This window comes from Spongiactinospora gelatinilytica (assembly GCF_003236385.1).
In the GTDB taxonomy this organism is placed as follows: Bacteria; Actinomycetota; Actinomycetes; order Streptosporangiales; family Streptosporangiaceae; genus Spongiactinospora; species Spongiactinospora gelatinilytica.
Genome location: NZ_POUA01000072.1, coordinates 1 through 24,368 on the forward strand (window position 1 = coordinate 1; position 24,368 = coordinate 24,368).

A 24,368-nucleotide genomic window follows, 5' to 3' on the forward strand; every position below is an offset into this window, starting at 1 on the left:
GTGAGTCAGTGGGGGTGGCCGGTGGGCGGTCGAGGGCGGCCAGGGACTGGGCGACCTTGCGGCGGATCAGGGCGTAGTCGGGGTAGGCCGTGTCGATCAACGGCGGGACGAACTGCACGCTGCTCATCGGCGCGTCCTTGACCTTCGCCGACAGATCGATCAGCGCGGGCAGCAGCGACTGCGGGATGTCGGTCCCCACCGCCCGCCTGGCCGCGTGGGCCAGCCCGTCGAAACTGCGCAGCAGCGTGGCCAGGTCGGCCTGCCGGACGACCGCGTTGAGCAGGCACTTCTGCCGCGACATGCGCACATAGTCGCTGCTGTCGGTACGCGAGCGGCCGAACCACAACGCCGCCTCGCCGGACAGGTGGCGGGTGCCCGCAGGGATGTGCCCTTCGTTGCGCCTGCCGTACATGATCGGGTCCTTGACCGTGACGGTCACGCCGCCGATCGCATCGATGAGCTGCGCGAACCCCCGCATGTCGATGATCACGTAATGGTCCACGGGCAGCCCGAGCACGCCGCTCACCGTCTCCTTGAGCAGTGTGGCGCCGTACCGGCCGCGCGGCGCGCCGGGGACGATCTCGGGGTGTTCCTCGGCGTACTGGTAGATCTCGTTGAGCAGCCCGGGGGTGTGCGGCGGCGTGCCGCTGAAGCCCCACGGGAAGCGGGCCCTGGCCGGGCCGGGCGGCATCGGGACGCGTTGCAGGTTACGGGGCAGGCCGAACAGCATGCTACGGCCCGTCACGGTGTCGATGGTCGCGAGCGTGACGCTGTCGGTGCGTACGCCGTACCGGCCGGTGGCGGAATCCGCGCCGAGCAGCAGGATGTTCAGCCGGCGGCGTCCGGCCCACGCGTCCGGGCCGCTGCGCTCGCCCGGGGCGAACACGCTGGTCACCAGGTCGCTGGACACGTACGCGAGCCGGGCCATCAACAGGGTGGGTGTCGCGACGACCAGGCACAGCAGGCCGACCATGGCGGTCATCAGCGGCCCGGCCGGTTCGTCGGCGGGCCGTACCAGCCGCCACGAGCACACGATCACCGACACCCAGGCCAGCGCCACGGCGACCAGCGCGGCGGCCAGGCCGGTCAGCCAGCCGGGCTGCACGGCCAGGGTGAGCAGCCGGGCCCGGTGTCCCGTGACCAGTACGACGGCCGCGATCACCACCGCCGCCTGTGCGGCCACCAGACCCAGCCCGGTACGCCCGCGCCTGGCCACGAGGTGCGCCAGCCCCCAGAGGACGGCGGACCCGGCGGTGAGCGCGAACCCCTTGCCCGCACCGAACCCCTTACTCGCGGCACTGTGCCTGCCGACGCGCCCGTTCCGCATAAGCCGCCGCCCCCTCGCGATCAGCCGCCGCCCTTCGCATCCGACCTCAGAGGAGAAAGCCCATCACAGAACCGATGTTTTCTCCGCTGACGTTGGCATACGCCGGGTAAAGATCGCGCGAGCGTAGATCGTTTGAATAACGGCAGGTCAGCCGGGGAAGCCCGGTCATCCCCCTGTCGTCCGATCCACACAACCGCCTCGGCCCGCCCGATCCGGGCGAACCCCCGGGCCGCCCTGTCCCCCGATGCGGGCGAGCCCTTCGGGCCGCCCGGTCCCACCTTCCGTCCGGGTCGTGCGAGTTGCCTGCCCCCGCTTGATGGGAGCTTCTATGTGGTCCGTGGGAGCCGCTGGATGTTGGCGAGCCCTTCGGGTCGCCGGTCTCACTGTCCCTCCGGGGCGGTGGAAGTCGTCCGACCTACCTGCCTGCGATCCATAGGGGCGGTGCCGGTGAGCTCACTAGGTCGCCCGCCACTGGGTCACGTCCACTGCCGTGCGTCCCGGGCCGACAGGCGATCCGACCTGGCTCATGCCCGCGATCCATGCGGTCGGCGCGAGTCGCCCGATGCGGATGGCCCTCCGGGCTGCTCGGACCTGGTGTCCCCTCCGGGTGCTGCGGGCTGTCCGCCGATCCGATGCGGATGGGCCTTCCGGGCCACCCCGTCCATGCGGCCGACCCCGATCCGGGCGGCCCGCTTCGATGCCCGCGACCTGGGGCGAGCCCTTCCATGCGGACTGGTCGGGTCGTGCGAGGCGTACCATTCGCCCGACCCGGCCGGTCCGTAGGAGCCGACCGGGCTCAGCGACCCGTCCGGCCCGGCCCGATGGGCTGGGCTAGGTCGGAGGGGGCGAGGGATGTTTCACGTGAATCAATTGGTGGGTTCTTCGGTTCGGCCGGACTCCCAGCGGGTGTGGAAGGAGCCTTCGGTGTCCACTCGGCGGTAGGTGTGGGCGCCGAAGAAGTCGCGTTGGGCCTGGGTGAGGGCGGCCGGGAGGCGGTCGGCGCGGAGGGCGTCGTAGTAGGCGAGGGCCGAGGCGAAGCCTGGGGCCGGGATGCCGAGGCGGGCCGAGGTGGCGACCACGCCGCGCCAGGCGTCCTGGGCGTCGCCGAGGGCGTGGGTGAAGTGGTCGTCGGTGAGAAGCGTCGGGCGCGCGGGGTCGGACTCGTAGGCGCCCCGGATGCGGTCCAGGAACTTGGCGCGGATGATGCAGCCGCCCCGCCAGATCGTCGCCATCGCGCCGGGGTCGATATCCCAGCCGTACTCCGCGCCGGCCGCCTGGATCTGGTTGAACCCCTGCGCATAAGCGATGATCTTGGACGCGTACAGCGCCTTCTCGACGTCGTCCGGTGACACGTCCCCCGGTACGGCGCGCGGCCCCGGCAGTCCGTGGCCCGCCTGCCGCAACTCGGCGTGTCCCGACACCGACCGTGCGAAGACCGCCTCGGCGATGCCGCTGACCGGTACGCCCAGGTCGAGCGCGGTCTGTACGGTCCAGCGGCCGGTGCCCTTCTGCTCGGCCTGGTCGAGGATGATGTCCACGAACGGCTTGCCGGTCCTCGCGTCGGTGTGCGCGAGCACTTCCGCAGTGATCTCGATCAGGTAGGAGTCGAGCCGCCCTGAGTTCCACGACCTGAAGACCTCGGCGATCTCCGTCGGCGCCAGCCCGGCCCCCTGCCTGAGCAGGTCGTACGCCTCCGCGATGAGCTGCATGTCGGCGTACTCGATGCCGTTGTGGACCATCTTCACGAAATGGCCCGCGCCGTCCGGGCCCACATGGACGCAGCACGGCGTGCCGTCCACCGTGGCGGCGATGCTCTCCAGCAGCGGGCCAAGCGCCTGGTAGGACTCGGCGGAACCGCCGGGCATGATGCTCGGGCCGTTCAGCGCGCCCTCTTCACCGCCGGAGATGCCCGCCCCGACGAAGTGCAGGCCGCGCTCGCGCAGTGCCGCCTCGCGCCTGCGGGTGTCGGCGAAGTGCGCGTTGCCGCCGTCCACGATCATGTCGCCCGGTTCGAGCAGCGGGGCGAACTCCTCGATCACCGCATCGGTCGGCGCGCCCGCCTTGACCATGATGACCAGCCTGCGCGGGCGTTCCAGGGAGGCGACGAACTCCTCCGCCGTCTCGGCGGGCACGAACTCGCCCTCGTGCCCGAACTCCTCGACCAGCGCCTTCGTCCGGGCCGCGGTCCGGTTGTGCAGCGCCACCACGTGCCCGTGCCTGGCGAGGTTACGGGCCAGGTTGCGGCCCATGACCGCGAGGCCGGTCACTCCGATGACTGCCTTGTCCGCCATATCGGCTCCTTGCCGTTTCGCTCTGTCGCCGTGTCACTCGACCGACTACTCGATCTATTCGCCCGATTGCTGGCTTTACTCGACCAATCCTGCATCCAGGACCGACACGGCGCAGCGCCACCCCCGAACTCACGCGGTCAGATCGATTACCACCTTGACGTCGTCGGGCCTGGGGGCCATCGCCTCCTGAGCCTGCTCCAGCGGAATCCGGCGGGTGATCATCCGCTCCAGCCAGCCGTGGTCGGCTTTGGCGAGCGATTCGGCGGCGAGCCGGTAGTGGTGCAGGTTGGCGTTGACCGAACCGAACACCACGTCGTTCTCCAGCACGATGTCCCGGTTGATCGACCCGGCGTCCACCTGGAGCGGGCGCCCGGTGGCGGACACGCCCGTCAGGCAGACGATCCCGGCCGCCGCCGTGTTCGCCATCGCGTCGAAGACCAGCCGCCCCACGCCGGTGGCCTCGATGATGATGTCCGGCTTGGCCTCGCCGACCGCGTCCGCGATCGTCCCGGTGTGGTAGGTCGCGTCCAGTTCGGCGGTGAGCGCGGGCTTGATCCCTTTCTCGGCCAGGTCGAGCACATGCACTTCGAGCCCGCGCTGCCGGCCCATCATGGCGGCCAGCAGACCGATCGGCCCGGCCCCGGTGACCAGTACGCATCTGGGCCCGTACCAGGCCCGCGCGCCGATCCGCTCGATCTGGTCCCACGCCTTGGCGAGGACGGTGGCGGGCTCCATGAGCACCCCGACCCGCGCCAGCGCCGGGTCCAGCTTGACCGCGTAGTCGGCCTCCACGGTCCACAGTTCGCTGCCGAAGCCGTGGATCTGCTTGATCCCGCGCTCCACGTAACGCCCGTTACGGCACATGTCGAACTCGCCGCGCGCACAGGCGGGGCACGGCACCGGGTCGGGGCGGCGGACCACGCCCACCACCAGGTCGCCCTGCGCGAAATCGGAGCCCTCGGGGGCCTGGATGACCTGGCCGAGGGACTCGTGACCGAGGATGAGCCGGTCCGCGCCCTCCGGCGGCCAGCCGTACTCGCCGTTGACGATCTCCCGGTCGGTGCCGCAGACGCCCAGCGCGAGCCCGCGCACCAGCAGGTCGCCCTCGTGCGGCACCGGGTCGGGAACCTCTTCGACCCGGAGTGACCCGGGCTGGCTGGTTTTTACCGTTATGGCGCGCATACCGTTCCCCTTTTCAGGCCGTGTACCTGCGCATTTACCCCGGCGCCCGGCCCTTAGGCCGACGGTGTGCCGCAGGCGTTTGCGGTGCTTTGAGAGGGGTGTCGCCTGCACAGTCGTCCAACACCTGAGATACTTGAGGTACCCGGCTACCCCGCCATGACGGCCATCCGCGCAGCATATCCCTCAGGAGGGCCATGAATATCGTCCTTGTACGCAGCATTCACCCACATGCACGATCATGAAGGTTCAGCCGAAGAAACGCGCCCGAGACGTCTCTCTCGCCTTGACCTACGCCTGTACCGTCAGCGCCCATGAGATGGTCGTCGGCGGCCGGCCCGACGTGCCGACCGTCGAACGCGGCACGACCTGGGAGCCCCGCCTGATCAGCCGCCACCAGGAGCTCACCGAGATGTTCGCGCGGCTGCTGCTCGTCCGCCTGCGCGCCCGGGTCGACCGGCTGGCCGCGCTGGAGAGCGAGTGCCGTCGGCGGGCCGGGGAGGCGGCGCTGCCCGGCGCGCTGGCAGGCGTGCTGCGGGGCTTGGTGAGCAGGCGTGGTCCGGGCGCCGTGGCCGGTCCGGTGCGCTGGCTGTGCTCCCCGGTACGGCGGCGCGGCTTCCGCCGCGCGCACACCCTCGCCGCCCACCTCGCCGACCTGGCCCGTACCACCGTGATCGAGGCCGGCGCGGCATACGACCCAGTGGTCCGCACCCGGCTCCTCGCGGCCACCCGCTACCAGGCCACCCGAGATGTTCTCGACTTCACCCTTGGCGATCCCTCCCTCGCCGGTCCACCCGACCGCCTGCTCGCCGAACTCGACTGGCTCGACACCCACCTGCCGCCCCGTGAAGGGCGTTCCTGACCCTGCCCGGGCGGGCCGCCATCATGCATGTGACGGGCGCGCCGCCCCGCGCCGCCCGCCGGGTCGTGATCACGCCTGCCCGGGGCAGGCCCGAATCGCCCTCTCGTCGGAGACGCCGGAACCTGTCAGAGTAAGCGCATGCGATGCACCCAGTGCGATGGTGCCGATCTGGAGCCGGGCTTCATCGAGGACAACGGAGAGTCCCAGGGGTACGGGCGGTGGATCGCCGGTCCGCTGGAACGCGGGATCTTCGGCGGGGCGCGGCGGATGGGCAAGCCGCGCTGGATCATCGACGCGTTCCGCTGCACCCGCTGCTCGCATCTGGAGCTGTTCTCGCGCCCGAAGGACTGAAGGACTGAACCCCGGCGTCAGAACGCGCAGACCACGCCGTCGCCGTCGCGATCGACGTACCACTTGTACTCCGGGTGCTCGTCCTTGCGGTAGTTGCCGTACCCGTGGGCGTTGGCCTCCTCGCAGGTGGCGTAACGGGGGTGTGACTCGGTACGCAACCCGACCGGCGCGGACTGCGGCTGCTGATCCGAAGGCTGCTGATCCGAAGGCCGCTGACCCAACGGCTGCGGATTCACAGGCTGCTGGTTCTGGGAAGGATTCTGCGCGGAAGGCTGCTGCTGCTGTTCTTGCGCGGGCGGCTGCTGAGCGTTGCCGGCGAGGATCAGCACGATCGGCGTGTCCGTGGTGGCCTGCTGCCCGGCGGCCGGTGACTGCGCGACCACCCGCCACTGACCCTCCTGGGCGACCTCTTTCCCGTCCGTGCCCCGCGCCGTGACGGACGTGAACCCCAGCCGCGTCACCGTGGCCCGCGCCGTGGCCCCGTCCATCCCGGAAAGATCGGGCACCGCGACCTGTCCCGCCGCAGGCTGCGACGGATCGGACACCTCCGGATCGGACGGCACGAACTCCTGCCCCACATCGGGCTCCGCCGTGGCCACCGGCGTGGGAGTCGTCTGCGTGATGCCGCCGGTGTAGACGATGGCCAGCGCCCCCGCGACCGACAGCACGGCCAGGATGACCCCGATGACCACCAGGGCGATGGCCAGGTGCCTGGGCATCTCGCGGCGCGGCGGCTCCGGCGGCGGCTGCGCCGGGATCCACGGATAGTACCCGGGAGGCGGATGACTCACCGCGACCTCCCGCGTCGTCGTCTGAAGCTTCGCCGACCGTTCTGAAGCTTCACCGACCATGAAGCTTCGCCAACCGTTCTAAAATTCGCTAATCGGAGTCTAAAGGTTCGTTTACCGGATCGCCGGTCTCAGCGGCGGATCGGACGTCCGGGCAGTGCCGACAGTACGAGTTCGCCGTCGCTCACCACGGCCTCGCCCGCGACGAACACGTGTGCGTAACCGGCCGAGGGCCGCGTGCTGTCCTCGTAGGTGGACCGGTCGGTGACCGTGGCCGGGTCGAAGACCACCAGGTCGGCGTCGCAGCCGACCTGGACGCGCCCCTTGCGGCGCAGCGCGGGCACCGACTCGCCGAGCACCCGGGCGGGCAGCGTGCTGGCCCGGGAGACCGCCTCCAGCAGCGAGAGCGTCCCGGTCTCGCGTACGTAGTGGCGCAGCACCTTGGAGAACGTGCCCGCCGTGCGCGGGTGGGTCACCGCGGTCTTGGGCAGCGGCCAGGCATAGGGGTCGGGGACGCCGGAGGTCCAGGTCAGTGGCATCGCGTCGGAGCCGATCACGGTGCTTGCGGCGAGCAGCGCCCGGTCCAGGAAGATTCGGTCGGCGGGCAGCCGTTCGTCCAGGGTGTGGATGATGGCCAGCCCGCCGGGGTCGTCGGCGCGCAGCCTGGCCAGCCGGGCGGCGTCGGCCACGCGTTCCCCGGTCGGCGTGTAGACGATGGAAGCGGGCGTCATGCCCCATTCGGCCAGCCGCTCGGGGGCCAGGAACGACGCGCCGATCCCGGTCATGCCCGCGCCGTACGGGTACGCCTCGGTGGACACCCGCGCGCCCTCCGCCCGGACCCTCTCCACCAGGCCGAGCACCCGGTCGATCTGCCGGGTGGAGGTGCTGTTGACGTGGCAGTAGTGCATGTGCGCGCCGGTCTCGGCGGCCACCCTGGTCAGCTCCTCGGCCCCGTCGATGAGGATGTCGGGCACGCGTTCGACCAGGTCACGGCTGTGCGTGTAGGTCGGTACGCCCGCCGCCGCGGCCAGCCCGGCCACCGCCGCGTACTCCTCGTGCGCCACGCCGGGCGCGTAGCCCATCAGGATGCCGATGCCGAGCGCGCCGTTGGCCAGCTCGCCGCCGAGCAGCGCCAGGATCTCCTCAAGCGCGCGGCCGGTGGCGGGGGCCTGCCAGCGCGGGTCGCCGATGCGGCCGAGCGTCGAGCCGATGCCGCCGCCGGGCGGCATGCCGCCGATGACCGCCATCCTGGCCTGGGTCCAGGAGGCGGCGAAGCCGAAGTTGAGCGGGCGGCCTTCGGCGGTGGCCTCGTTGTAGGCCTCGGCCACCGGTGTGGCGCCGGCCTCCAGCTCAAGGGCGGTGGTGACGCCGTCGAGGGCCTGGAGCCGGTGCCCGGCCAGCGTCTGGGCGTGGCTGTGCATGTCGATCCAGCCGGGCGCCACGGCGAGGCCGGGTACGTCGAGCGTGCGCCGGCCGTGCAGGGGCGTCGTGGAGACGCCGGTGATGACGTCTCCCGTCACGCCGACGTCGGCCACGGCGTCGAAATTCGTCTCCGGATCGAGGACTCGCCCGCCACGGAGCACCAGATCGTGCGTCTCGGCCACCGGCCGATCATATCCGGGGCCGTTCCGAGGTCCAGGGTAAGACCCACGAGGGCTACGACTTGTGCCGGGGGATCCAGCGCTCGCCCAGCTCCCGCGCGGTGGGCGCGCTGCCCGGCAGCGGCGTGGCCGGGGCGGGGCCGGCGCGCAACGCGTCGAGCGTGAGCGTGAGGTAGCGGTGCCGCAGCTCGGAGATCCGCTCGGGTGAGCCGATCTTGATCGCGGTCTGCTGTTCGAGCAGCATGGTCAGGTCGTTCAGCTCGATGTCCGGGCGGATCACCCCGGCCCTTTTGACCGCGTCGAACAGCGCCGTGTTCAGCTCCTCGGCGCGGGCGCTTTCGCGCATGTGGTCGTCAGTGGGCGTGAACGTGCCGGCCAGGTTCTGGGTCAGGGAGTGGGTGTCGGCGTCGGTCAGCCCGCGCAGGAACCCCTCGAACGCGGTCCACGGGTCGCCGCCGCCGGTGAGCGCGGCGAGCGCGGCCTCCGCCTCGGCGTTGTAGCGCTTCAGCCCGTCCAGGCAGAGCCTGCGAAGCAGCTCCTCCTTTGAGGGGTATCGCCGGTAGAGGGCACTGATGCCCACTCCGGCGTGCTCGGCGACCGCCGCGATGGGGGCGCTCGGGTCGGCGACGAAGACGGCCCGGGCGGATTGGAGGATCACCTCGTCGTTGCGCGCCGCCTGCGCCCGGCGCCCGCTCATGGGTGCGTTCATACCTCCCAGAGTAGCAGTAGAACGAATCATTCCGTTCTGTTAGAGTGAGAGTAGAACGTTCCGTTCCGGAAAATTCAAGGAGTTCGTGTGATCAAGCCGTTCCGTCTCGACATCCCGCAGGCCGACCTCGACGACCTCCAGGCGCGGCTGGACCGCACCCGCTTCGCCGAGGAGCTTCCCGGCGCCGGCGGCGACTACGGCGTGCCGGTGAGCCGCGTCCGCGCGCTGGTCGAGCGGTGGCGCGACGGGTTCGACTGGCGGGCGCCGGAGGCCCGGATCAACGCCCACCCGCAATTCATTACTGAGATCGACGGTCACGACGTCCACTTCCTGCACGTACGCTCGCCCGAGCCGGACGCCTTCCCGCTGGTCCTGACGCACGGCTGGCCCGGCACGATCGTGGAGTACCTGGACGTGATCGGCCCGCTCACCGACCCCCGGGCGCACGGCGGCGACCCGGCCACGGCGTTCCACCTGGTCATCCCGTCCATCCCGGGCTTCGGCCCCTCCGGCCCGACCACCGAGCGCGGCTGGAACCGCTACCGCGTCGCCGCCGCCTGGGCGGAGCTGATGGCCAGGCTCGGTTACGAGCGGTACGGCGCGGTCGGCAACGACGGCGGCTCGTTCGTCTCCCCCGAGCTGGGCCGGATCGCCCCCGACCGGGTGGCGGGCGTCCACGTCACGCAGATCTTCTCCTTCCCCTCCGGTGACCCCGCCGAGCTGGCCGACCTGACCGAGGACGAGCAGGCGGCCATCGCGCACCTTCAGTGGTTCTGGGAGAACATGGGGGCCTTCAACCAGCTCCAGGCGCAGCAGCCGCAGACCCTCGCGCACGCCATGGCCGACTCCCCGGCGGGCGTGGCCGGCTGGTTCGGGCAGCTCCTCGGCGAGGACGTGGACCTGGACTTCGCGCTGGCCAACATCGCGATGCACTGGCTGTGCGGCACCACGGCCTCCTCGATGCGCTTCTACTACGAGGACGCCAAGGCCACGCCGCCCACCGGGCCGACGACCGTGCCGATCGGTCTCGCGCAGTTCGGCAACGACTTCAAGTCGATCCGCCGGTTCGCCGAGCGCGACCACGCGCGCATCGCCGCCTGGAACACCTACGACCAGGGCGGCCACTACGCCGCCCACCAGGTCCCTGCGCTACTGATCGGCGACGTCCGTGCCTTCTTCGCCGGTCTGCGCTGACCCGGTCTGCGCTGACCGCTCGCGATCCCCGGGGCCCAGGAGGGCTTCGGCGAGCCGCCGGTAGTACGGCTCGATCTGGTCGTAGGAGGCATCGGCGAGGACGGGGGAGCGGACCACCGACCGGGCCACGCTGATGCCGAGGACGAGGGCCCCGAGCAGCTCCGCGCGCAGCGCGGGGTCGGGGCCCTCGACCAGTTCTTTTAGGCTTTTCATGAAACCGCCGCAGATCTGCTCCTGCATCCGCCGGTGCGCGGGTTCGTGGGCGGAGGAGCGCAGCATCGCCACGAACGGGTGCTCGCCGCCGGTCTGGTGCCATTCCTGGGACACCACCGAGCGCAGCAGCAGGTCGGGCAGGTCGCTCGCCGGGCCCTTCCCCGGGGAGTACGACGCCGAGACCATGGCCGCGATCGAGCGGATGCGCGAGAGCGCCCGGCCGGTGGACGAGGCCGTCCTGCCGATCCTGGCGCTGCTCACCGACCCGCCCGCCGACAAGGTCGGCGCCTATTGCAGGGCGAGCGGATCGCCATGGACGGCCCCGCCTTCGCCCCCGCCGCCGCCGAACGACTGCGCGCGCTCACCGACGACCTGCTCAGCCGGGTGTGACGCGCGGCGCGTCGCACGGCAGCAACTCCTCGGCGCGCAGCGCGAGCAGGATGTCCGGGCGCACCAGCTCGGCGGCCGAACCCGCGCCGAGCAGGGTGAGAATGCGGCGAATGCGGTAGCTGACGGTGTTCTCGTGGATGGACAGCCGCTGCGCGGTGATCCGCGTGGACAACCCGGCCGCCAGGAACACCCGCAGCGTCTCGATCAACGCAGGGCTGGGCCGCAGCGGACGCAGGATGGTGTCGGCCAGCAGCCGGGCGTCCAGCGGGTTGCCGAGCAGCAGCACCTCGGGCACCACCCGCTCGAACGGCACGACCACCCGGTCGGCCCGCATCCGCAGGCCCGCCTCCAGCGCCGACATCGCCTCCCGGCACGACCCGCCCGCCTCGCCCAGCCGGGGACGCGGCTCGCCAAGGCCGATCACCAGGCCCTCCGGCACCCCCGGGCGGGTGGCCGCGCGGGCGAACGCGTCGGCGATGCCCGGCGAGTCGGCCAGTACCAGCAGCAGCGTGGAGCCCCGGGCCCCGACCAGCAACCGGCTGCGCAGCCGTGGCGTCACCGCGTCCAGGATGATCCGCTGGGCGCGGGTGAGGGCCAGCGCCCCGGCGTTCGGGGGCGGCCCGATCGCCGCCGCCCGGTGCGGCACCTGGGCGGGCACCCCGACCAGGCGGGCGCGTTCCTCGACGTCGGCGGGGTCCAGTGGTTCGCCGCCGGCCAGCCGGGAGACCAGGTCGGTGGCGATCTGGTCCAGGTGGCCCGCCGACTCGGTGCGGGTGGTCCGGTAGGCGTCGATGGACGCCTCGGCCAGCGTGTCGGTGGCCGAGGCCAGCCGGTGCGACAGGTCGATCAGGCCCACGGTGTCGAGCGGCGGGCCGGCCGCCGCGAAGCGTTCCAGCAGCTCGCGTTCGGCCGCATGCCAGGAGGCGACCACGCCCTCCACCGGCACGCCCTGGATGGCCCGGCGCTGGCCGAGGGCCGCCGCCGGGGCCAGCTCCTCGCCGCGCGGCAGGCGGCGCGCGGCCACGGCGGTGAGCAGCGCCCGGACGTTGAGCGCGACCACGTTCGACAGGTCCTCGACGTCCATCCGGGCGTCGTCGTAGCCGGGCAGATGGCCCCACACGGCGGACACGAGCGTCGCGGCGATCTCGTCGGCCTGCTGGTGGAGCACCTGGGCCCGTTGTGCCAGATCCACAAACGCCCCCTTACCAGATTCACGTCGGTCCACGTAGTGGGGTCGCCAGGCACTATCTGACTATGGATTATCACAGGCCCCCAGCGAAAGGACCGCCCATGAGCGAAGAGGCGGCGGGCCGCCACCGGCTCGCCACCGACCTCGACGACCACGCCCTGGAACCCGTTCCGCGGGAACGGCGCAAGTCGCTGACCCAGATGATCATCGTGCAGATCGGCTGGAACATCAGCGTCAGCAGCTTCCTGGTGGGCGGCGTCGTCGGCGGAGGTACGAGCTTCGGCGAGGGAATGGCCGCGATCGTGGTCGGCAACCTCGTCCTGGTGGCCGTCTCGGCCCTGGTCGGGCTGGTCGGCTACCGCACCGGCCTGTCCAGCTACCTGGCCGCCCGCGCGGTCTTCGGACGGCACGGCGCGGTGCTGGTCTCGCTGCTGCTCGGGGTCATCGCGATGGGCTTCATCGGCGTGCTGATGGACACCTGTGGCGGCGCGGTCAACAAGCTGATCCCGGCGATCCCCTCGTGGGCGTTCGTGCTGCTGTTCGCGGTCGCCATCACCTCCACGTCGATCTTCGGCATCAAGGGCCTGGCCAGGTTCTCCGCCATCGCGGTGCCGATCGAGATCGCCATCGCGCTGGTCGCGCTGGTCAAGATCGGCGGCGGCGACGGCGGGTTCGGCGACGTGTTCGCGTACGTCCCGGCGGTGCCGATCGGGTTCGCCACCGCCGTGGGCGCGGTCATCGCCACCTGGGTCACCGGCGCGGCCCTGATCGGCGACGTCTCTCGCTACGCCACCCGGCCGCGGGACGTGCTGATCTCCAGCTTCTGCGGGTTCGTGGTCGGCGCGGGGGTGTTCGAGACGATCGCCACCGTCTCCGCGATGAAGGTCGGCAACAGCAACTTCGTGCTGGTCATGCAGGGCCTCGGGCTGCTCGCCCCGGCCGCGGTGATGCTGGTGCTGGCGCTGTGGAACACCGCCGACAACAACCTCTACTCCGCCTCGCTGGCCTTCACCAACGCGTCCAACTCCCTGCGCCTGCCGATCCGCAAGCCGGTGTGGAACGTGGTGGCCATCGTGATCGCGGTGGCCGTGGCGTTCGCCGGGCTGGCCGACTCGTTCCTGACGTTCCTCAACGTCATCGCGCTGGTGGCGCCGCCGTTCGCGGGCGTGATGATCGCGCACTTCTGGGTGCTGGCCCGCCGGGGCACGGGCCGCGAACTGCTGGCCTCCGCGCCCGCCATCCGGGTGGAGGCGCTGGCGGCGTGGCTGATCGCGGCGGTGCTGTCCAAGTTCACGAACGTGCTGCTGGCGGACGCGATCGAGGGGCTGGTGTACGGGTTCGTCTGCTATGCCGTACTCGGCCTGGCGGTGCAGGCCGCCACGCGCGGCCAGGCGGCGCCCGCCGTTCAGAGAGGGAAGTCATGAGATTCGGGCTCGGGGTGCCGACCGGCACCGAGGGGCTGATGTACCCGGTCCCGTACGCCGACGCCGAGCAGGCCGTACGGCTGGCCGTCGAGGCCGAACGGCTCGGCTTCGACTCGGTGTGGGGCAACGACCACGTCACCACCCAGGCGTACGTCCGCGCGGAGTTCACCGAACCGCCGCGCTACTACGACCCGTTCGCCTACCTCAGCTACGTCGCCGCGCTCACCCGGCGGATCAGGCTGGCCACCGCGATCATGGTGCTGCCGTTCCGCAACCCGGTGGTGGCCGCCAAACAGGCCGCCACCCTGGACCGGCTGTCCGGCGGCCGGGCGGTGCTCGGCGTCGGGATCGGCGCGTACCGGGAGGAGTTCACCGCGATGAACCCCGGCGTGCCGATCAACCGGGGCCAGCACGCGGCCGAGGCCCTGCGGGCGCTGACCGCGCTGTTCACCGAACGCCGGGCCAGCTTCCGGGGCCGCTGGGTGAACTTCGAGGACGTCGAGTCCTACCCCAAGCCGGTCGCCCGGCTGCCGATCCTGTCCGGCGGCAACGCGCCCGGCTCCAAGACCCGCGCCGCCCTGTACGCCGACGGCTGGCTGCCCGCCTGCCTGACCCCGCAGGAGGCCGCCAAGGGGCTCGCCGAGATCCGGGCCCAGGCCGAGGCGGCCGGGCGCGGCCCGCTGCCCGCCGACTTCGAGGTGGCCCTCCAGGTCGCGGTGTGCGTCGCGCCCACCCAGGAGGGGGCGTGGCGGAAGTTCCGGGCCTCGCAGCTCCACACGCACATGGTGTCGTTGTCCAAGACGACGCTGAAGGACCAGGGCGTGGCCGACCTCGCCGCGCGCAACCTGATCGGCACGCCGCAGAGCGTGGCCGAGCGGATCGAGGAGTATCGCGCGGCCGGGGTGAACACGCTGGCCGGGCTGCTGTTCGCGGCCAACACGGTGGAAGAGACGCTGGACGCCATGACGGAGTTCAGTGAGGTGATCATGTGAAGGAGGCTCTGATCGACTCCCCCCTGGAGATCCCGGACATCGACGAACGCCGGCTCGCCGCCGAACGGCTGGCCCGGCTGCGCGCCGCGCTGGCCGAGGCCCCGTTCGACGCGGTGGTGCTGACCAGCGCGGAGAGCGTGTTCTACGCCACCGGCTACCGGGCCGTGGCCACGCCGCTGTTCCGGGCACACCGGATGGCCGCCGTGGTCACCGGCGACGACCTGTGGCTGGTCTGCCCGGCCGCCGACACCGCTCCCGCCGCCGATCTCGGAGTCCCCGAGGACAGGCTGATCCCCTACGGCCGGTTCTACTTCGAGTCGGCGGCGGGTTCCCCCCTGGCGCTGGCCGCCGACCGGCACCCGGGGCTCGCGGCGGCGCTCGCCACCGCCGTGGGCGCGGTGGGGCCGCGGCTGAAGTACGCCGTGGAGGGGCCGGAGGAGGGCCTGCTCGACGTCCCGGCCGTGGACGCGACCGCCTGGATCGCCGAGGTGCGCGGCGTGAAACTGCCCGGCGAGGTCGAACTGCTGCGGTACGCCGCCCGGCTGGCCGAGTCCGCCGTGGCGGCGGCGCTGGCCGCCGCCGGGCCCGGCGTCACCGAACGCGACCTCGCGGCGGTCGTCGCGGCCACCATGGTCGCGGGCGGGGCCGAGCCGCGGTTCCTGGTGGCGACCACCGGCCCGCGTACCGCGCTGGCCGACGCGCAACCGACCGGGCGGCGGTGGCGGCCGGGCGAGCTGGCCCGGTTCGACGTCGGATGCGTCTACCAGGGCTACTGGTCGGACATCGGGCGCACCGCCGTACTCGGCGAGCCCGGCGAACGGCAGGCCCGCCGCTACGCCGCGATCCTGGCCGGACTGGACGAGCAGCTCGCCCTGGCCCGTCCCGGCGTGCCCGCCGAGGAGGTCTTCGAGGTGGCCATGCGCGCGGTGCGCCGGGGCGGCGTCGATCCGTACCGCCGCCAGCACTGCGGCCACGGCATCGGCACCGCGGTGTACGAGCCGCCGATCATCGCCCCTGGGGCCGCGACGCCGCTGGTCACCGGCATGACGTTCTGTTTCGAGACGCCGTACTATGAGCTGGGGTGGGGCGGCATGATGGTGGAAGACGCCCTGGTCGTCACCTCGGGCGGGGTCGAGCGGTTCACCCGCTCCCCCCGCGCGCTTCCGGTGGTGGCGGCATGAGCGACGTCCGTTACCTTGGCAAGCTGACGTGCCTGCGCTGCGGCACCGCCTACCCCGACCCGAGCGTCGCGCTGATGGGCCGTGGCTGCCCGGCGTGCGAGCGCGACGGCGTACCGGCCAACGTGCTGCCCGACTACGAGATCCCGGCCATCGGGGCGCTGCCCGTCGATGACGGCCGGCCGGGGCTGTTCCGGTACCGGGCGCTCCTTCCGCTTTCCCAGGAAACCCCCGCGGTGAGTCTGGGGGAGGGCGGCACTCCCCTCGTCGCTCTCCCCCGGACCGCCGAGCGGCTGGGCCTGGCGTCCGTCCACCTCAAGGACGAGACCCGCAATCCGACCTGGTCCTACAAGGACCGGCTGGCCGCGGTCGCGGTGACCAAGGCCGCCGAGCTGGGCGCGCCCGCGGTGGTGGTGGCCAGCACCGGCAACCACGGGGCGGCCGTGGCCGCCTACGCGGCCCGCGCCGGACTGCGTTGCGTGGTGCTGACGGTCGCCTCCGTGCCGGACACGATGAAGACGCTCATGCAGGTCTACGGGGCCGGCGTGGTGGCGCTGGAACGCCACACCGACCGGTGGGTGCTGATGCGCCGCCTGGTCGAAGAACGCGGCTGGCTGCCGCTGTCCGGGCACGCGAGCCCGCCGGTCGGCTCCCTCGGGTACGGCGTGGACGGCTACAAGACCATCGCCTACGAGATCGCCGCGCAGCTCGGCCGGGTGCCGGACTACGTGGTGGTGCCGGTGTCCTACGGTGACGGGCTGGTCGGGATCTGGCGCGGGTTCGCCGACCTGGTCGCCCTGGGGGTGACCGACCGGCTGCCCCGGCTGGTGGCCGCCGAGCCGTTCGGCCCGTACGGCGACGCGCTGGCCAAGGGCTTGGACGTGGCCGGGCCGGTGCCGGTCACGCCGTCGGTGGCGTTCTCGACGGCTTCGCCGTTCGGCACCTACCAGGGCCTCGCGGCGCTGCGCGCCACCGACGGGCTGACCGTCGGCGTGCCGGACAACGACCGCATCATGGACGCCCAGCGCCGGTTCGGCCGGGAGGCCGGGCTGTACCTGGAGGCGTCCTCGATCACCACGTTCGCCGCGCTGGAGGAACTGGCCGGGCGCGTCCCGGCGGGCTCCGACGTGGTGCTGATCGGTTCGTCCACCGGGCTCAAGGACGTCGGGGCCACCGCCGCCGGGCTGCGTCCGGTACAGGTCGTGGAACCGACCCCCGACGCGATGGACCGGGCGCTCGGGTGAGGCTCGCGTTCTCGATCTCCGGTCACCGTACGGCGGGCGACGCCGTACGGGTCGCGCGGGCCGCCGAGCAGGCCGGTTGCGACACCGTGTGGATCACCGAGGACTACTGCGAGCGCGGCGCGTTCGCGCTGGCCGGGGCCATCGCGGCGGTCACGGGGCGGGTGCGGATCGGGATCGGCGTGATCAACCCCTGGACCCGGCACCCCGCGCTGATCGCCATGGAGCTGGCCGCGCTGGACGAGGTGAGCGAGGGCCGGGCGGTGCTCGGGCTCGGCGCGAGCAATCCGCGCTGGATGAGCGACCAGCTCGGCATCCCGTTCGACCGGCCGATCGGGCGGCTGACCGAGTCGGTGGAGCTGGTCCGCGCGCTGATGACCGGCGAGCCGGTGCGCCACCACGGCGAGCACTTCCGGGTGGAGGCCGCGCTGGCCTTCACCCCGCCGCGCACCCGCCCGCCGATCGTCCTCGGCGTCAAGGGGCCGCGGGCGCTCGCCATGGCGGCGGAGCGGGCCGACGGGCTGCTGCTGTCGATCCTGTCGTCGGCGCCGTACGTGGCCTCGGTACGCGAGCGCGTCGGCGCCGAGCTGGAACTTTCGGCATATGTCGGGCTGTCGGTGGACGACGCCGACCCGGCCGCCGCCCGCGCCCGCGCCCGCGCCGGGGTCGCCACCTACCTGGGCGTGCACGGCGACCACGAGATCACCCGGATCGCCGGGCTCGACCCGGAGCGCTGCGCCGCCTTCCGGGCCGGCTGGCGCTCCGGCGCGCCCCGCGCCGACCTGGTGGACGACGCCCTGCTCGACGTCTTCACCGCGGCGGGGACCATCGACGACGCGGCCCGCCACCTGCGCGGACTCGCCGACGCCGGACTCGACGTGGCCGTCATCCGCGACGCCCCGGAAACCGACCCCGCCATTCTCCTGCGTACCGCCTCTGTCGCGCTGGGTCGGCGAGCCTGAGCTGAGAGGGCCGGGACCTGCGGTTACGATCGCCGGGTTCGGCCGTTTCGCGGGGGAGGCGGCTGATCGGTTCTGTTCCGGGCGCGGGGGCGTAGGTGAACTGAGCGGATGCTGCTTGCCGTGGCCGCCTTCTTCGCCGCCGCCGTGCTCGCGCCCACCGCGCTGCGCACACTGGGGCTGCGGGCGTTCTGGCTGGTCGCGCTGGTGCCCGCCGCCGTCACCCTGTGGGCGCTCGCCGTGCCCGTGCCGCACGAGCAGGTCGTGCCGTGGGTGCCCCGGTTGCAAGTCCAGCTCGCCTTCCGGATGGACACCCTCGCCCTGGTGATGACCCTGATCGTCGCGGGCATCGGCGCGCTGATCCTGGTGTACTGCGGGCGCTACTTCACCCCCGGCGGGCCGGGGCTGCCCGCCTTCGCCGGGGAGTTCACCGCGTTCGCCGGGGCGATGCTCGGCCTCGTACTGGCCGACGACCTCATCCTGCTCTACGTCTTCTGGGAACTCACCACCGTCTTCTCCTACCTGCTGATCGGCTACGACGCCGAGGACCGCACCAGCAGGCGGGCCGCGCTCACCGCCATCGTGGTCACCGCGGCGGGCGGGCTCACCATGCTCGGCGGGCTGGTGCTGCTCGGACTGCGCGCGGGCACGTTCCGGATCTCGGAGATCCTGGCCGCGCCGCCCGCGGGCCCGGCCGTGTCGGTCGCCCTGGCGTTGATCCTGGTGGGCGCGCTGAGCAAGTCGGCGCTGGTGCCGTTCCACTTCTGGCTGCCCGGCGCGATGGCCGCGCCCACCCCGGTCAGCGCCTACCTGCACGCGGCGGCCATGGTCAAGGCCGGGGTCTACCTGGTGGCCCGGCTGGCCCCGGCGTTCGCCGCCGATCCGGTCTGGCGGCCGGTCGTACTGGTCTTCGGCGGGGCCACCATGCTGGTGGGCGCGTGGCGGGCGCTGCGCAAGCACGACCTGAAGCTGCTGCTGGCCTTCGGCACGGTCAGCCAGCTCGGGTTCCTGACGGCGCTGCTCGGCGCGGGCGGCCGGGCCGCCGCCCAGGCCGGGGCGTACCTGCTGATCGCGCACGCGGTGTTCAAGGCCGGGCTGTTCATGGTCGTCGGCATCGTGGACCACGCCACCGGCACCCGCGACCTGCGCAAACTCGGCGGCGTGGGGCGGTCCATGCCGATCACCTGCGCGGCGGCGGTGCTGCTGACGGCGTCGATGGCCGGGGTGCCGCCGCTGGCGGGGTTCGTCGGCAAGGAGGCGGCGTTCGCGGCCTTCCCGTCCGATCCGCCGGTGCTCGCGGTACTGGTGGCGGGGTCGGCGCTCACCGTCGCCTACAGCGTGCGGTTCGTGTGGGGCGCGTTCGCGGACAAGGGGATCGAGCCTGTCGCGGTACACCCTCCGGAGGCGGTACTCGCCGGGCCCGTCGTACTGCTCGCGGTGGTGAGCCTGCTGCTCGGGCCGCTCGCGCCGGTCATCGACGGGTGGCTCGCCGGGTACGGCATGGCCTATCCGGCGGGAGCGGCGGACGAGCCGCTGGCGCTGTGGCACGGGTTCACCGTGCCGCTGCTGCTGTCCGCCGTGGTGCTGGCCGTGGGGGTCGCGCTGTTCCCGGCCCGGTTCTTCGTGGCCCGTGTGCAGGACCGGCTGCACCCGCCGATCGACGCCGAGCGCACCTTCCGGCTGATCATGCGCGGCCTGGACTTCGCCGCCGACCAGGCCACCCGGTTCACCCAGCGCGGCTCGCTGCCGGTCTACCTGCGTTACATCCTGTTCGCGCTGCTGGTGCTGCCCGGCGCGGCGCTGATGTCGGGGCTGCCCTGGCCGGGCGCGGCGCGCATCTGGTACGTCCCTGCGGAGATCGTCGTGGCCGGGCTGGTGTGCCTGGCCGCGTTCGCCACCACCCTCCAGTCCTGGCGGATGCCCGCGGTGCTGTGCGCGGCGGTGACCGGCACCGGCACGGCCACCATGTTCGTCCTGCACGGCGCGCCCGACCTGGGGCTCACGCAGTTCCTCACCGAGACGGTGACGCTGGTGGCGTTCGTGCTGGTACTGCGCAGGCTGCCGCCCCGGTTCGTGGAACGCCAGTACGTCGGCATACGCCGGGTCAACGCGGCGCTCGGCGTGGCGGCCGGCCTGCTGGTCGCCGCGATGGGGTACGTCGCCATCAACGCCCGCACCCAGGCCCCGATCTCCGCCGCCTACCCGCAGGCCGCCCGTGAGGCCGGGGGGGCCAACATCGTCAACATCGCCCTGGTGGACCTGCGCGCCTGGGACACCATGGGGGAGAGTTCGGTGCTGCTCATCGCGGCGGCCGGGGTGACCGGGCTGATCTTCGTGCGCCGCCGGCCCAGGCTGCCGAGGACGGTCGAGGCCCCCGGCGGCACCTGGTCGCTGCCCGGCCTGCGCTCCTTCGGCGAGCCACCGGAGGACGCGGCGGCCACGACCTGGCTGCGCGGCAGCGAGACGCTGTCCCCCGAACGCCGGTCGATCATGTTCGAGGTGGTCGCCCGGCTGATCTTCCACCCGATGCTGGTGCTGTCGATCTACCTGCTGTTCAGCGGGCACGGCACGCCCGGCGGAGGGTTCGCCGCCGGGCTGGTGGCCGGGCTCGCGCTGACCGTCCGCTACCTGGCCGGGGACCGCTACGCACTCGCCGAGGCCATGCCGATCGGCCCCGGCGTCTGCCAGGGCGCGGGCCTCGGAGTGATGGCCGTGACCGGGCTGGCCGGGCTCGCGCTCACCGGCAGCGTGCTGCACGAGACGGTGCTGCACTGGCGGGTGCCGGTGCTCGGCGAGATCCACCTGGTCACCTCGCTCGCCTTCGACATCGGGGTCTATCTGGTGGTCATCGGCGTGGTGCTCGACGTACTACGGGCCATGGGCGACGAACTGGACCGGCAGGTCGAGGAGGAGGGCGAGGAGGTGATCACCGCGTGAGCGGCCCGGACCTGCTGGTCCTCGCCACGGTGGCGACGCTGGCCGGCAGCGGGATCTACCTGCTGCTGGAACGCAGCCTGACCAGGATCGTGCTCGGCGTGGTGCTGATCGGCAACGGGGCCAACCTGTTCATCCTGCTGTCCGGCGGGGTCACCGGGCGGCCGCCGATCCGGGGGCTGTTCGGCTCGGAGGGCATCAGCGACCCGCTGCCGCAGGTCATGATCCTGACCGCGATCGTGATCACGCTGGCGCTCACCGCGTTCCTGCTGTCCCTTTCGCACCGGGCCATGCGGCTGACCGGCGATGACGAGGTACGCGACGACGAGGAGGACCGCAGGGTCATCGCCCGGGTGGAACGCGAGCTGGCCAGGCACCGGGTCCGCGAGGAGGTCGAGCGGATGCGCCGCATCCACGCCGAGGAAGGGTTCCGGGCGGGCCTGCGGGCGCGGCTCGGGCTGCGCGGCACGGTACGGCGCGAGCGCAGGGAACTGCGCCGGCGGATGCGCGAAGAGTGGGAACGCCAGATGGCCGCCGACGACCCCGAGGGCGGCATGGACACCACGATGGGCGAGGACTCGCCATGAACCATGTGCCGATGTTCGGCGGTGTGCCGTGAACAACGTGCCGGTGTTCGGGGGGCGGCTGTGAACAGCGTGCAGGTGTTCAGGGGTGTGCCGTGAACAACGTGCTGGTGCCGCTGCCGGTGGTGTTGCCGTTGCTGGCGGCGGGGCTGCGGCTGGCGCTCGCGCAGCGGCTGGTCCGCGTGCAGCGCGGCATCAGCGTCGCCGTGCTCGCGGCCGTCGTGGTGATCGCCGCCGTACTCGTCTACCAGACCGACCACTACGGCCCGCAGACCATGCACCCCGGCGGCTGGCCCGCCCCCATCGCGGTGATGCTGGTCGTGGACCGGCTGGCCGCGCTGATCCTGCTGATCTCCGGCGTGATCACGCTGTGCGTGCTGATCTACGCGATCGGCCAGGGCGCGTCCGACAACGACGAGAGCACCCCGCTAACGATCTTCCACCCGTCGTTCCTGGTCCTGCTGGCCGGGGTCGCCGACGCCTTCATGGCCGGCGACCTGTTCAACCTCTACGTCGCGTTCGAGATGCTGCTGACCGCCAGCTACGTGCTGATCACCCTGGGCGGGACCCCGGCCCGGGTGCGGGCCGGCATGACCTACGTGGTGGTCGGCATCCTGTCCTCGGTGATCCTCCTGATCGGGGTCGCGCTGTGCTACGCGGCGACCGGCACGCTCACCCTGGCCCAGCTCGCCGTACGGCTCGCGGACCTGCCGCCCGACGTCCGGCTGGTGCTCCAACTGACCCTGCTGGTGGCCTTCGGAATCAAGGCGGCGGTCTTCCCGCTGTCGGCCTGGCTGCCGGACAGCTACCCGACCACCCCCGCGCCGATCACCGCCGTGTTCGCCGGCCTGCTCACCAAGGTCGGCGTGTACGCGATCATCCGCGTGCAGACGCTGCTGTTCCCCGGCGAGGCGCTGACCGAACTCCTGCTGGTCGCGGCGGCCTGCACGATGCTGGTCGGCATCCTGGGCGCGGTCTCGCAGACCGACATCAAACGGACGCTGTCCTTCACGCTGGTCAGCCACATCGGCTACATGATGTTCGGCATCGCGCTGGCCTCCCGGGCCGGGATCGCCGGGGCGATCTTCTACGTGGCCCACCACATCACCGTGCAGACCACGCTGTTCCTGGTCGCCGGGCTGGTGGAACGGCGCGGCGGAAGCACCTCGATGGACCGGCTCGGCGGGCTCGCCCGGGTGTCGCCGCTGGTGGCCGTGCTGTTCTTCATCCCGGCGATGAACCTCTCCGGCATACCGCCGCTGTCGGGGTTCCTCGGCAAGCTGTGGCTGTTGCGGGCGGGGGTCCAGGAGGGCACCTGGCCGGCGTACGCGCTGGTCGGGGTCGCGTTGCTGACCAGCCTGCTCACCCTCTACACGATGTGCCACCTGTGGAACCGTGCGTTCTGGGGCGACCGGGGCAAACTCCCGGAACGCGGCCAGATCATCGAGGGCCGGCGCGGGCTCAGCGGCACCGGCATCGTGGCCACCGCCGCCCCCGGCACCATGGTGGGCACGGCGGCGGCGCTGATCGTCTTCGCGACCGCGTTCACGGTCGCGGCCGGCCCGATGGCCGGCTACATCGACCGCGCCGCCACCGAACTCCTCGACCGCCGCGCCTACCTGACGGCGGTACTGCCATGAGGGTCGTCACTGCCATGAGGGTCGTCGCGCCGGTCGTCGGCATGGCCGTCATCTGGATCCTGCTGTGGGGCAACCTCTCGGTCGCCAACGCGCTGTCCGGTCTGGCCGTCGGCCTGCTGGTGGCCGCGCTGTCCCGGCTGCCGCACGTCGGCGCGGGCGCGCGTATCCGGATCGGCGGCTGCCTGCGGCTGCTGGGCTGGTTCGCGCTCGACATGGCCCGGTCCGGCACCCGGGTCGCCTGGCAGGCCCTGCGCCCGGGTCCGCCGCCGGTCAACGCGGTGATCGCGGTGGCGCTGCGCACCCACAGCGACCTGACCATGGTGTTCACCGCGCTGGCGCTGTCCGCGCTGCCCGGCAGCCTGGTCGTGGAGGTCAGGAGGTCAAGGCAGACGCTGTACGTACACGTCCTCGGCGTGGACGAACAGGGCGGCCTGGACAAGGCACGACAGGACGCGCTCGACCTGGAGAAGCGGGTCATCCGGGCGATCGGTACGGCGGACGACAGAAGGGAAGTCCTGTGACGGTGGTCGTGGGGGTGTGCGCCGCCATGCTCGGCCTGGCCGGGCTGCTGGCGATGATCCGGCTGATCACCGGCCCCAGCCGGCTGGACCGGGCGCTGGCGTTGGACGTGCTGATCGCGGTGACCATGGTCGGGATCGGGCTGGAGGCCGCCTACCACCGTTACACCGCCACGCTGCCGATCCTGCTGGTGGTCTCCATCGTGGGTTTCGTCGGGTCGGTGTCGGTGGCCCGCTTCGCGGTGCGCAGGAACAGCGAGTGAGCGTCGCGCTGGACGTACTGGTGGCGGTGGTGCTGCTGCTCGGCGCGCTGTTCTCGCTGACGGCCGGGGTGGGGCTGCTGCGCTTCCCCGACACCCTGGCGCGGCTGCACACCGGGGCAAAACCGCAGGTCATCGGGCTGATGGCGACCCTGCTCGCGATCGGGCTGCGGGCGGAGGCGCCGCTAAACATCGGGATCCTGCTGCTGGTGGCCACCTGCCAGTTGATGACGGCTCCGGTGGCGGCGCACATGGTGGGGCGGGCGGCGTACCGGTCCGGGCGGGTGCGGGCGGACCTGCTGATCATCGACGAACTCAGCCGTGACCTGTCGGAGTCGTGATGGATGTCAGGAGGAAGGGAGCACGTCGGCCCAGGGCGGGTTCGCCCCGGCGACCGAGCAGGTCAGCGCGGCCACCCGGGCCGCGCAGCCGACCGCCTCGCGTACCTGGCCGATGTCCAGGCCGGTCAGCCGGCCGCCGAGCAGCCGCTCCTCGTTCAGCCAGTGCAGCAACCCGGCCGTGAACGCGTCGCCCGCCCCCACCG

General features: G+C 72.2%; 23 protein-coding genes. 14 read left to right on the forward strand and 9 right to left on the reverse strand.

The features are described from left to right. From C1I98_RS12075 to C1I98_RS12085, 3 genes are all read right to left on the reverse strand, one after another. Window positions 1–1,327, reverse strand: a 1,327-nt coding sequence (locus tag C1I98_RS12075) for an LCP family protein (RefSeq protein ID WP_111167264.1), incomplete at its 3' end; no start/stop codon positions are given. A gap of 866 nt (window positions 1,328–2,193) precedes the next feature. Beyond that, on the reverse strand, window positions 2,194–3,618 hold the full coding sequence (gene gnd, locus C1I98_RS12080; RefSeq protein WP_111167265.1) for an NADP-dependent phosphogluconate dehydrogenase: 1,425 nt from the start codon (window positions 3,616–3,618) through the stop codon (window positions 2,194–2,196). Between the two features lie 129 nt (window positions 3,619–3,747). Then, window positions 3,748–4,800 (reverse strand): glucose 1-dehydrogenase, encoded by a 1,053-nt coding sequence (locus C1I98_RS12085; RefSeq protein ID WP_111167266.1) that lies wholly within the window; start codon window positions 4,798–4,800, stop codon window positions 3,748–3,750. 238 nt (window positions 4,801–5,038) lie between these two features. Between C1I98_RS12085 and C1I98_RS12090 the strand changes: the two genes are divergently transcribed. Further along, on the forward strand, window positions 5,039–5,659 hold the full coding sequence (locus C1I98_RS12090; RefSeq protein WP_146607386.1) for a hypothetical protein: 621 nt from the start codon (window positions 5,039–5,041) through the stop codon (window positions 5,657–5,659). A 138-nt stretch (window positions 5,660–5,797) separates the two neighbouring features. Then, window positions 5,798–6,010 (forward strand): hypothetical protein, encoded by a 213-nt coding sequence (locus C1I98_RS12095; RefSeq protein ID WP_111167268.1) that lies wholly within the window; start codon window positions 5,798–5,800, stop codon window positions 6,008–6,010. A gap of 17 nt (window positions 6,011–6,027) precedes the next feature. Here the strand turns inward: C1I98_RS12095 and C1I98_RS42810 are convergent, their stop codons facing one another. From C1I98_RS42810 to C1I98_RS12110, 3 genes are all read right to left on the reverse strand, one after another. Then, window positions 6,028–6,801 carry an excalibur calcium-binding domain-containing protein gene (locus tag C1I98_RS42810; protein ID WP_199536885.1) on the reverse strand — a complete coding sequence of 258 codons (774 nt, stop codon included), beginning with the start codon at window positions 6,799–6,801 and terminating at the stop codon, window positions 6,028–6,030. A 128-nt stretch (window positions 6,802–6,929) separates the two neighbouring features. Further along, window positions 6,930–8,402 carry an amidohydrolase family protein gene (locus tag C1I98_RS12105; protein ID WP_111167269.1) on the reverse strand — a complete coding sequence of 491 codons (1,473 nt, stop codon included), beginning with the start codon at window positions 8,400–8,402 and terminating at the stop codon, window positions 6,930–6,932. Window positions 8,403–8,454: 52 nt separating this feature from the next. Continuing rightward, the gene (locus tag C1I98_RS12110; RefSeq protein WP_111167270.1) at window positions 8,455–9,096 is read right to left on the reverse strand and encodes a TetR/AcrR family transcriptional regulator; all 642 of its coding nucleotides are present in this window, start codon (window positions 9,094–9,096) and stop codon (window positions 8,455–8,457) included. A gap of 99 nt (window positions 9,097–9,195) precedes the next feature. On the opposite strand from C1I98_RS12110, the gene C1I98_RS12115 reads away from it, so the two are divergent. After that, on the forward strand, window positions 9,196–10,302 hold the full coding sequence (locus tag C1I98_RS12115) for an epoxide hydrolase family protein (protein WP_306461856.1): 1,107 nt from the start codon (window positions 9,196–9,198) through the stop codon (window positions 10,300–10,302). Here the strand turns inward: C1I98_RS12115 and C1I98_RS12120 are convergent. Together C1I98_RS12120 and C1I98_RS12125 are read right to left on the reverse strand one after the other, a co-directional pair. Next, entirely contained in the window at window positions 10,258–10,776 is a 519-nt protein-coding gene (locus C1I98_RS12120; protein WP_146607387.1) for a TetR/AcrR family transcriptional regulator, read from the reverse strand. The two genes, C1I98_RS12115 and C1I98_RS12120, sit on opposite strands and share 45 nt — an antisense overlap. Window positions 10,777–10,891: 115 nt before the next feature. Further along, window positions 10,892–12,097 (reverse strand): PucR family transcriptional regulator, encoded by a 1,206-nt coding sequence (locus tag C1I98_RS12125; protein WP_111167273.1) that lies wholly within the window; start codon window positions 12,095–12,097, stop codon window positions 10,892–10,894. 98 nt (window positions 12,098–12,195) lie between these two features. Here C1I98_RS12125 and C1I98_RS12130 point away from each other — a divergent pair, with 98 nt between their 5' ends. The 11 genes from C1I98_RS12130 to mnhG all read left to right on the forward strand — a co-directional run bounded on the left by C1I98_RS12130 (window position 12,196) and on the right by mnhG (window position 24,165). Next, window positions 12,196–13,518, forward strand: coding sequence for a cytosine permease (locus C1I98_RS12130; RefSeq protein ID WP_158557998.1), 1,323 nt, complete (start codon window positions 12,196–12,198; stop codon window positions 13,516–13,518). Further along, the gene (locus C1I98_RS12135) at window positions 13,515–14,510 is read left to right on the forward strand and encodes an LLM class flavin-dependent oxidoreductase (RefSeq protein WP_111167275.1); all 996 of its coding nucleotides are present in this window, start codon (window positions 13,515–13,517) and stop codon (window positions 14,508–14,510) included. Before C1I98_RS12130 ends, C1I98_RS12135 begins: the two co-directional genes overlap by 4 nt. Beyond that, entirely contained in the window at window positions 14,507–15,691 is a 1,185-nt protein-coding gene (locus C1I98_RS12140; protein WP_111167276.1) for a M24 family metallopeptidase, read from the forward strand. The genes C1I98_RS12135 and C1I98_RS12140 overlap by 4 nt, the downstream gene beginning before the upstream one ends. Further along, the gene (locus C1I98_RS12145; protein WP_199536886.1) at window positions 15,688–16,932 is read left to right on the forward strand and encodes a threonine synthase; all 1,245 of its coding nucleotides are present in this window, start codon (window positions 15,688–15,690) and stop codon (window positions 16,930–16,932) included. The genes C1I98_RS12140 and C1I98_RS12145 overlap by 4 nt, the downstream gene beginning before the upstream one ends. Further along, the gene (locus C1I98_RS12150; protein ID WP_111167277.1) at window positions 16,929–17,891 is read left to right on the forward strand and encodes an LLM class flavin-dependent oxidoreductase; all 963 of its coding nucleotides are present in this window, start codon (window positions 16,929–16,931) and stop codon (window positions 17,889–17,891) included. Before C1I98_RS12145 ends, C1I98_RS12150 begins: the two co-directional genes overlap by 4 nt. Window positions 17,892–17,999: 108 nt before the next feature. Then, window positions 18,000–20,825: a Na+/H+ antiporter subunit A gene (locus C1I98_RS12155; protein WP_111167278.1), complete on the forward strand. Its 2,826-nt coding sequence runs from the start codon at window positions 18,000–18,002 to the stop codon at window positions 20,823–20,825. Further along, window positions 20,822–21,409 (forward strand): Na(+)/H(+) antiporter subunit C, encoded by a 588-nt coding sequence (locus C1I98_RS12160; RefSeq protein ID WP_111167279.1) that lies wholly within the window; start codon window positions 20,822–20,824, stop codon window positions 21,407–21,409. The genes C1I98_RS12155 and C1I98_RS12160 overlap by 4 nt, the downstream gene beginning before the upstream one ends. A 92-nt stretch (window positions 21,410–21,501) precedes the next feature. Further along, window positions 21,502–23,046: a Na+/H+ antiporter subunit D gene (locus C1I98_RS12165; protein ID WP_111167280.1), complete on the forward strand. Its 1,545-nt coding sequence runs from the start codon at window positions 21,502–21,504 to the stop codon at window positions 23,044–23,046. A 14-nt stretch (window positions 23,047–23,060) separates the two neighbouring features. Further along, a complete protein-coding gene (locus tag C1I98_RS12170) occupies window positions 23,061–23,567 on the forward strand; it encodes a Na+/H+ antiporter subunit E (protein ID WP_158557999.1) in 507 nt (168 codons plus the stop codon). Further along, window positions 23,564–23,827, forward strand: coding sequence for a monovalent cation/H+ antiporter complex subunit F (locus C1I98_RS12175; protein ID WP_111167282.1), 264 nt, complete (start codon window positions 23,564–23,566; stop codon window positions 23,825–23,827). Before C1I98_RS12170 ends, C1I98_RS12175 begins: the two co-directional genes overlap by 4 nt. Continuing rightward, the gene (gene mnhG / locus C1I98_RS12180; RefSeq protein ID WP_111167283.1) at window positions 23,824–24,165 is read left to right on the forward strand and encodes a monovalent cation/H(+) antiporter subunit G; all 342 of its coding nucleotides are present in this window, start codon (window positions 23,824–23,826) and stop codon (window positions 24,163–24,165) included. Before C1I98_RS12175 ends, mnhG begins: the two co-directional genes overlap by 4 nt. 6 nt (window positions 24,166–24,171) lie before the next feature. On the opposite strand, the gene C1I98_RS12185 is transcribed toward mnhG, so the two are convergent. Next, the coding region (locus C1I98_RS12185) for a PfkB family carbohydrate kinase (protein WP_233507797.1) at window positions 24,172–24,368 on the reverse strand (197 nt) is incomplete at its 5' end.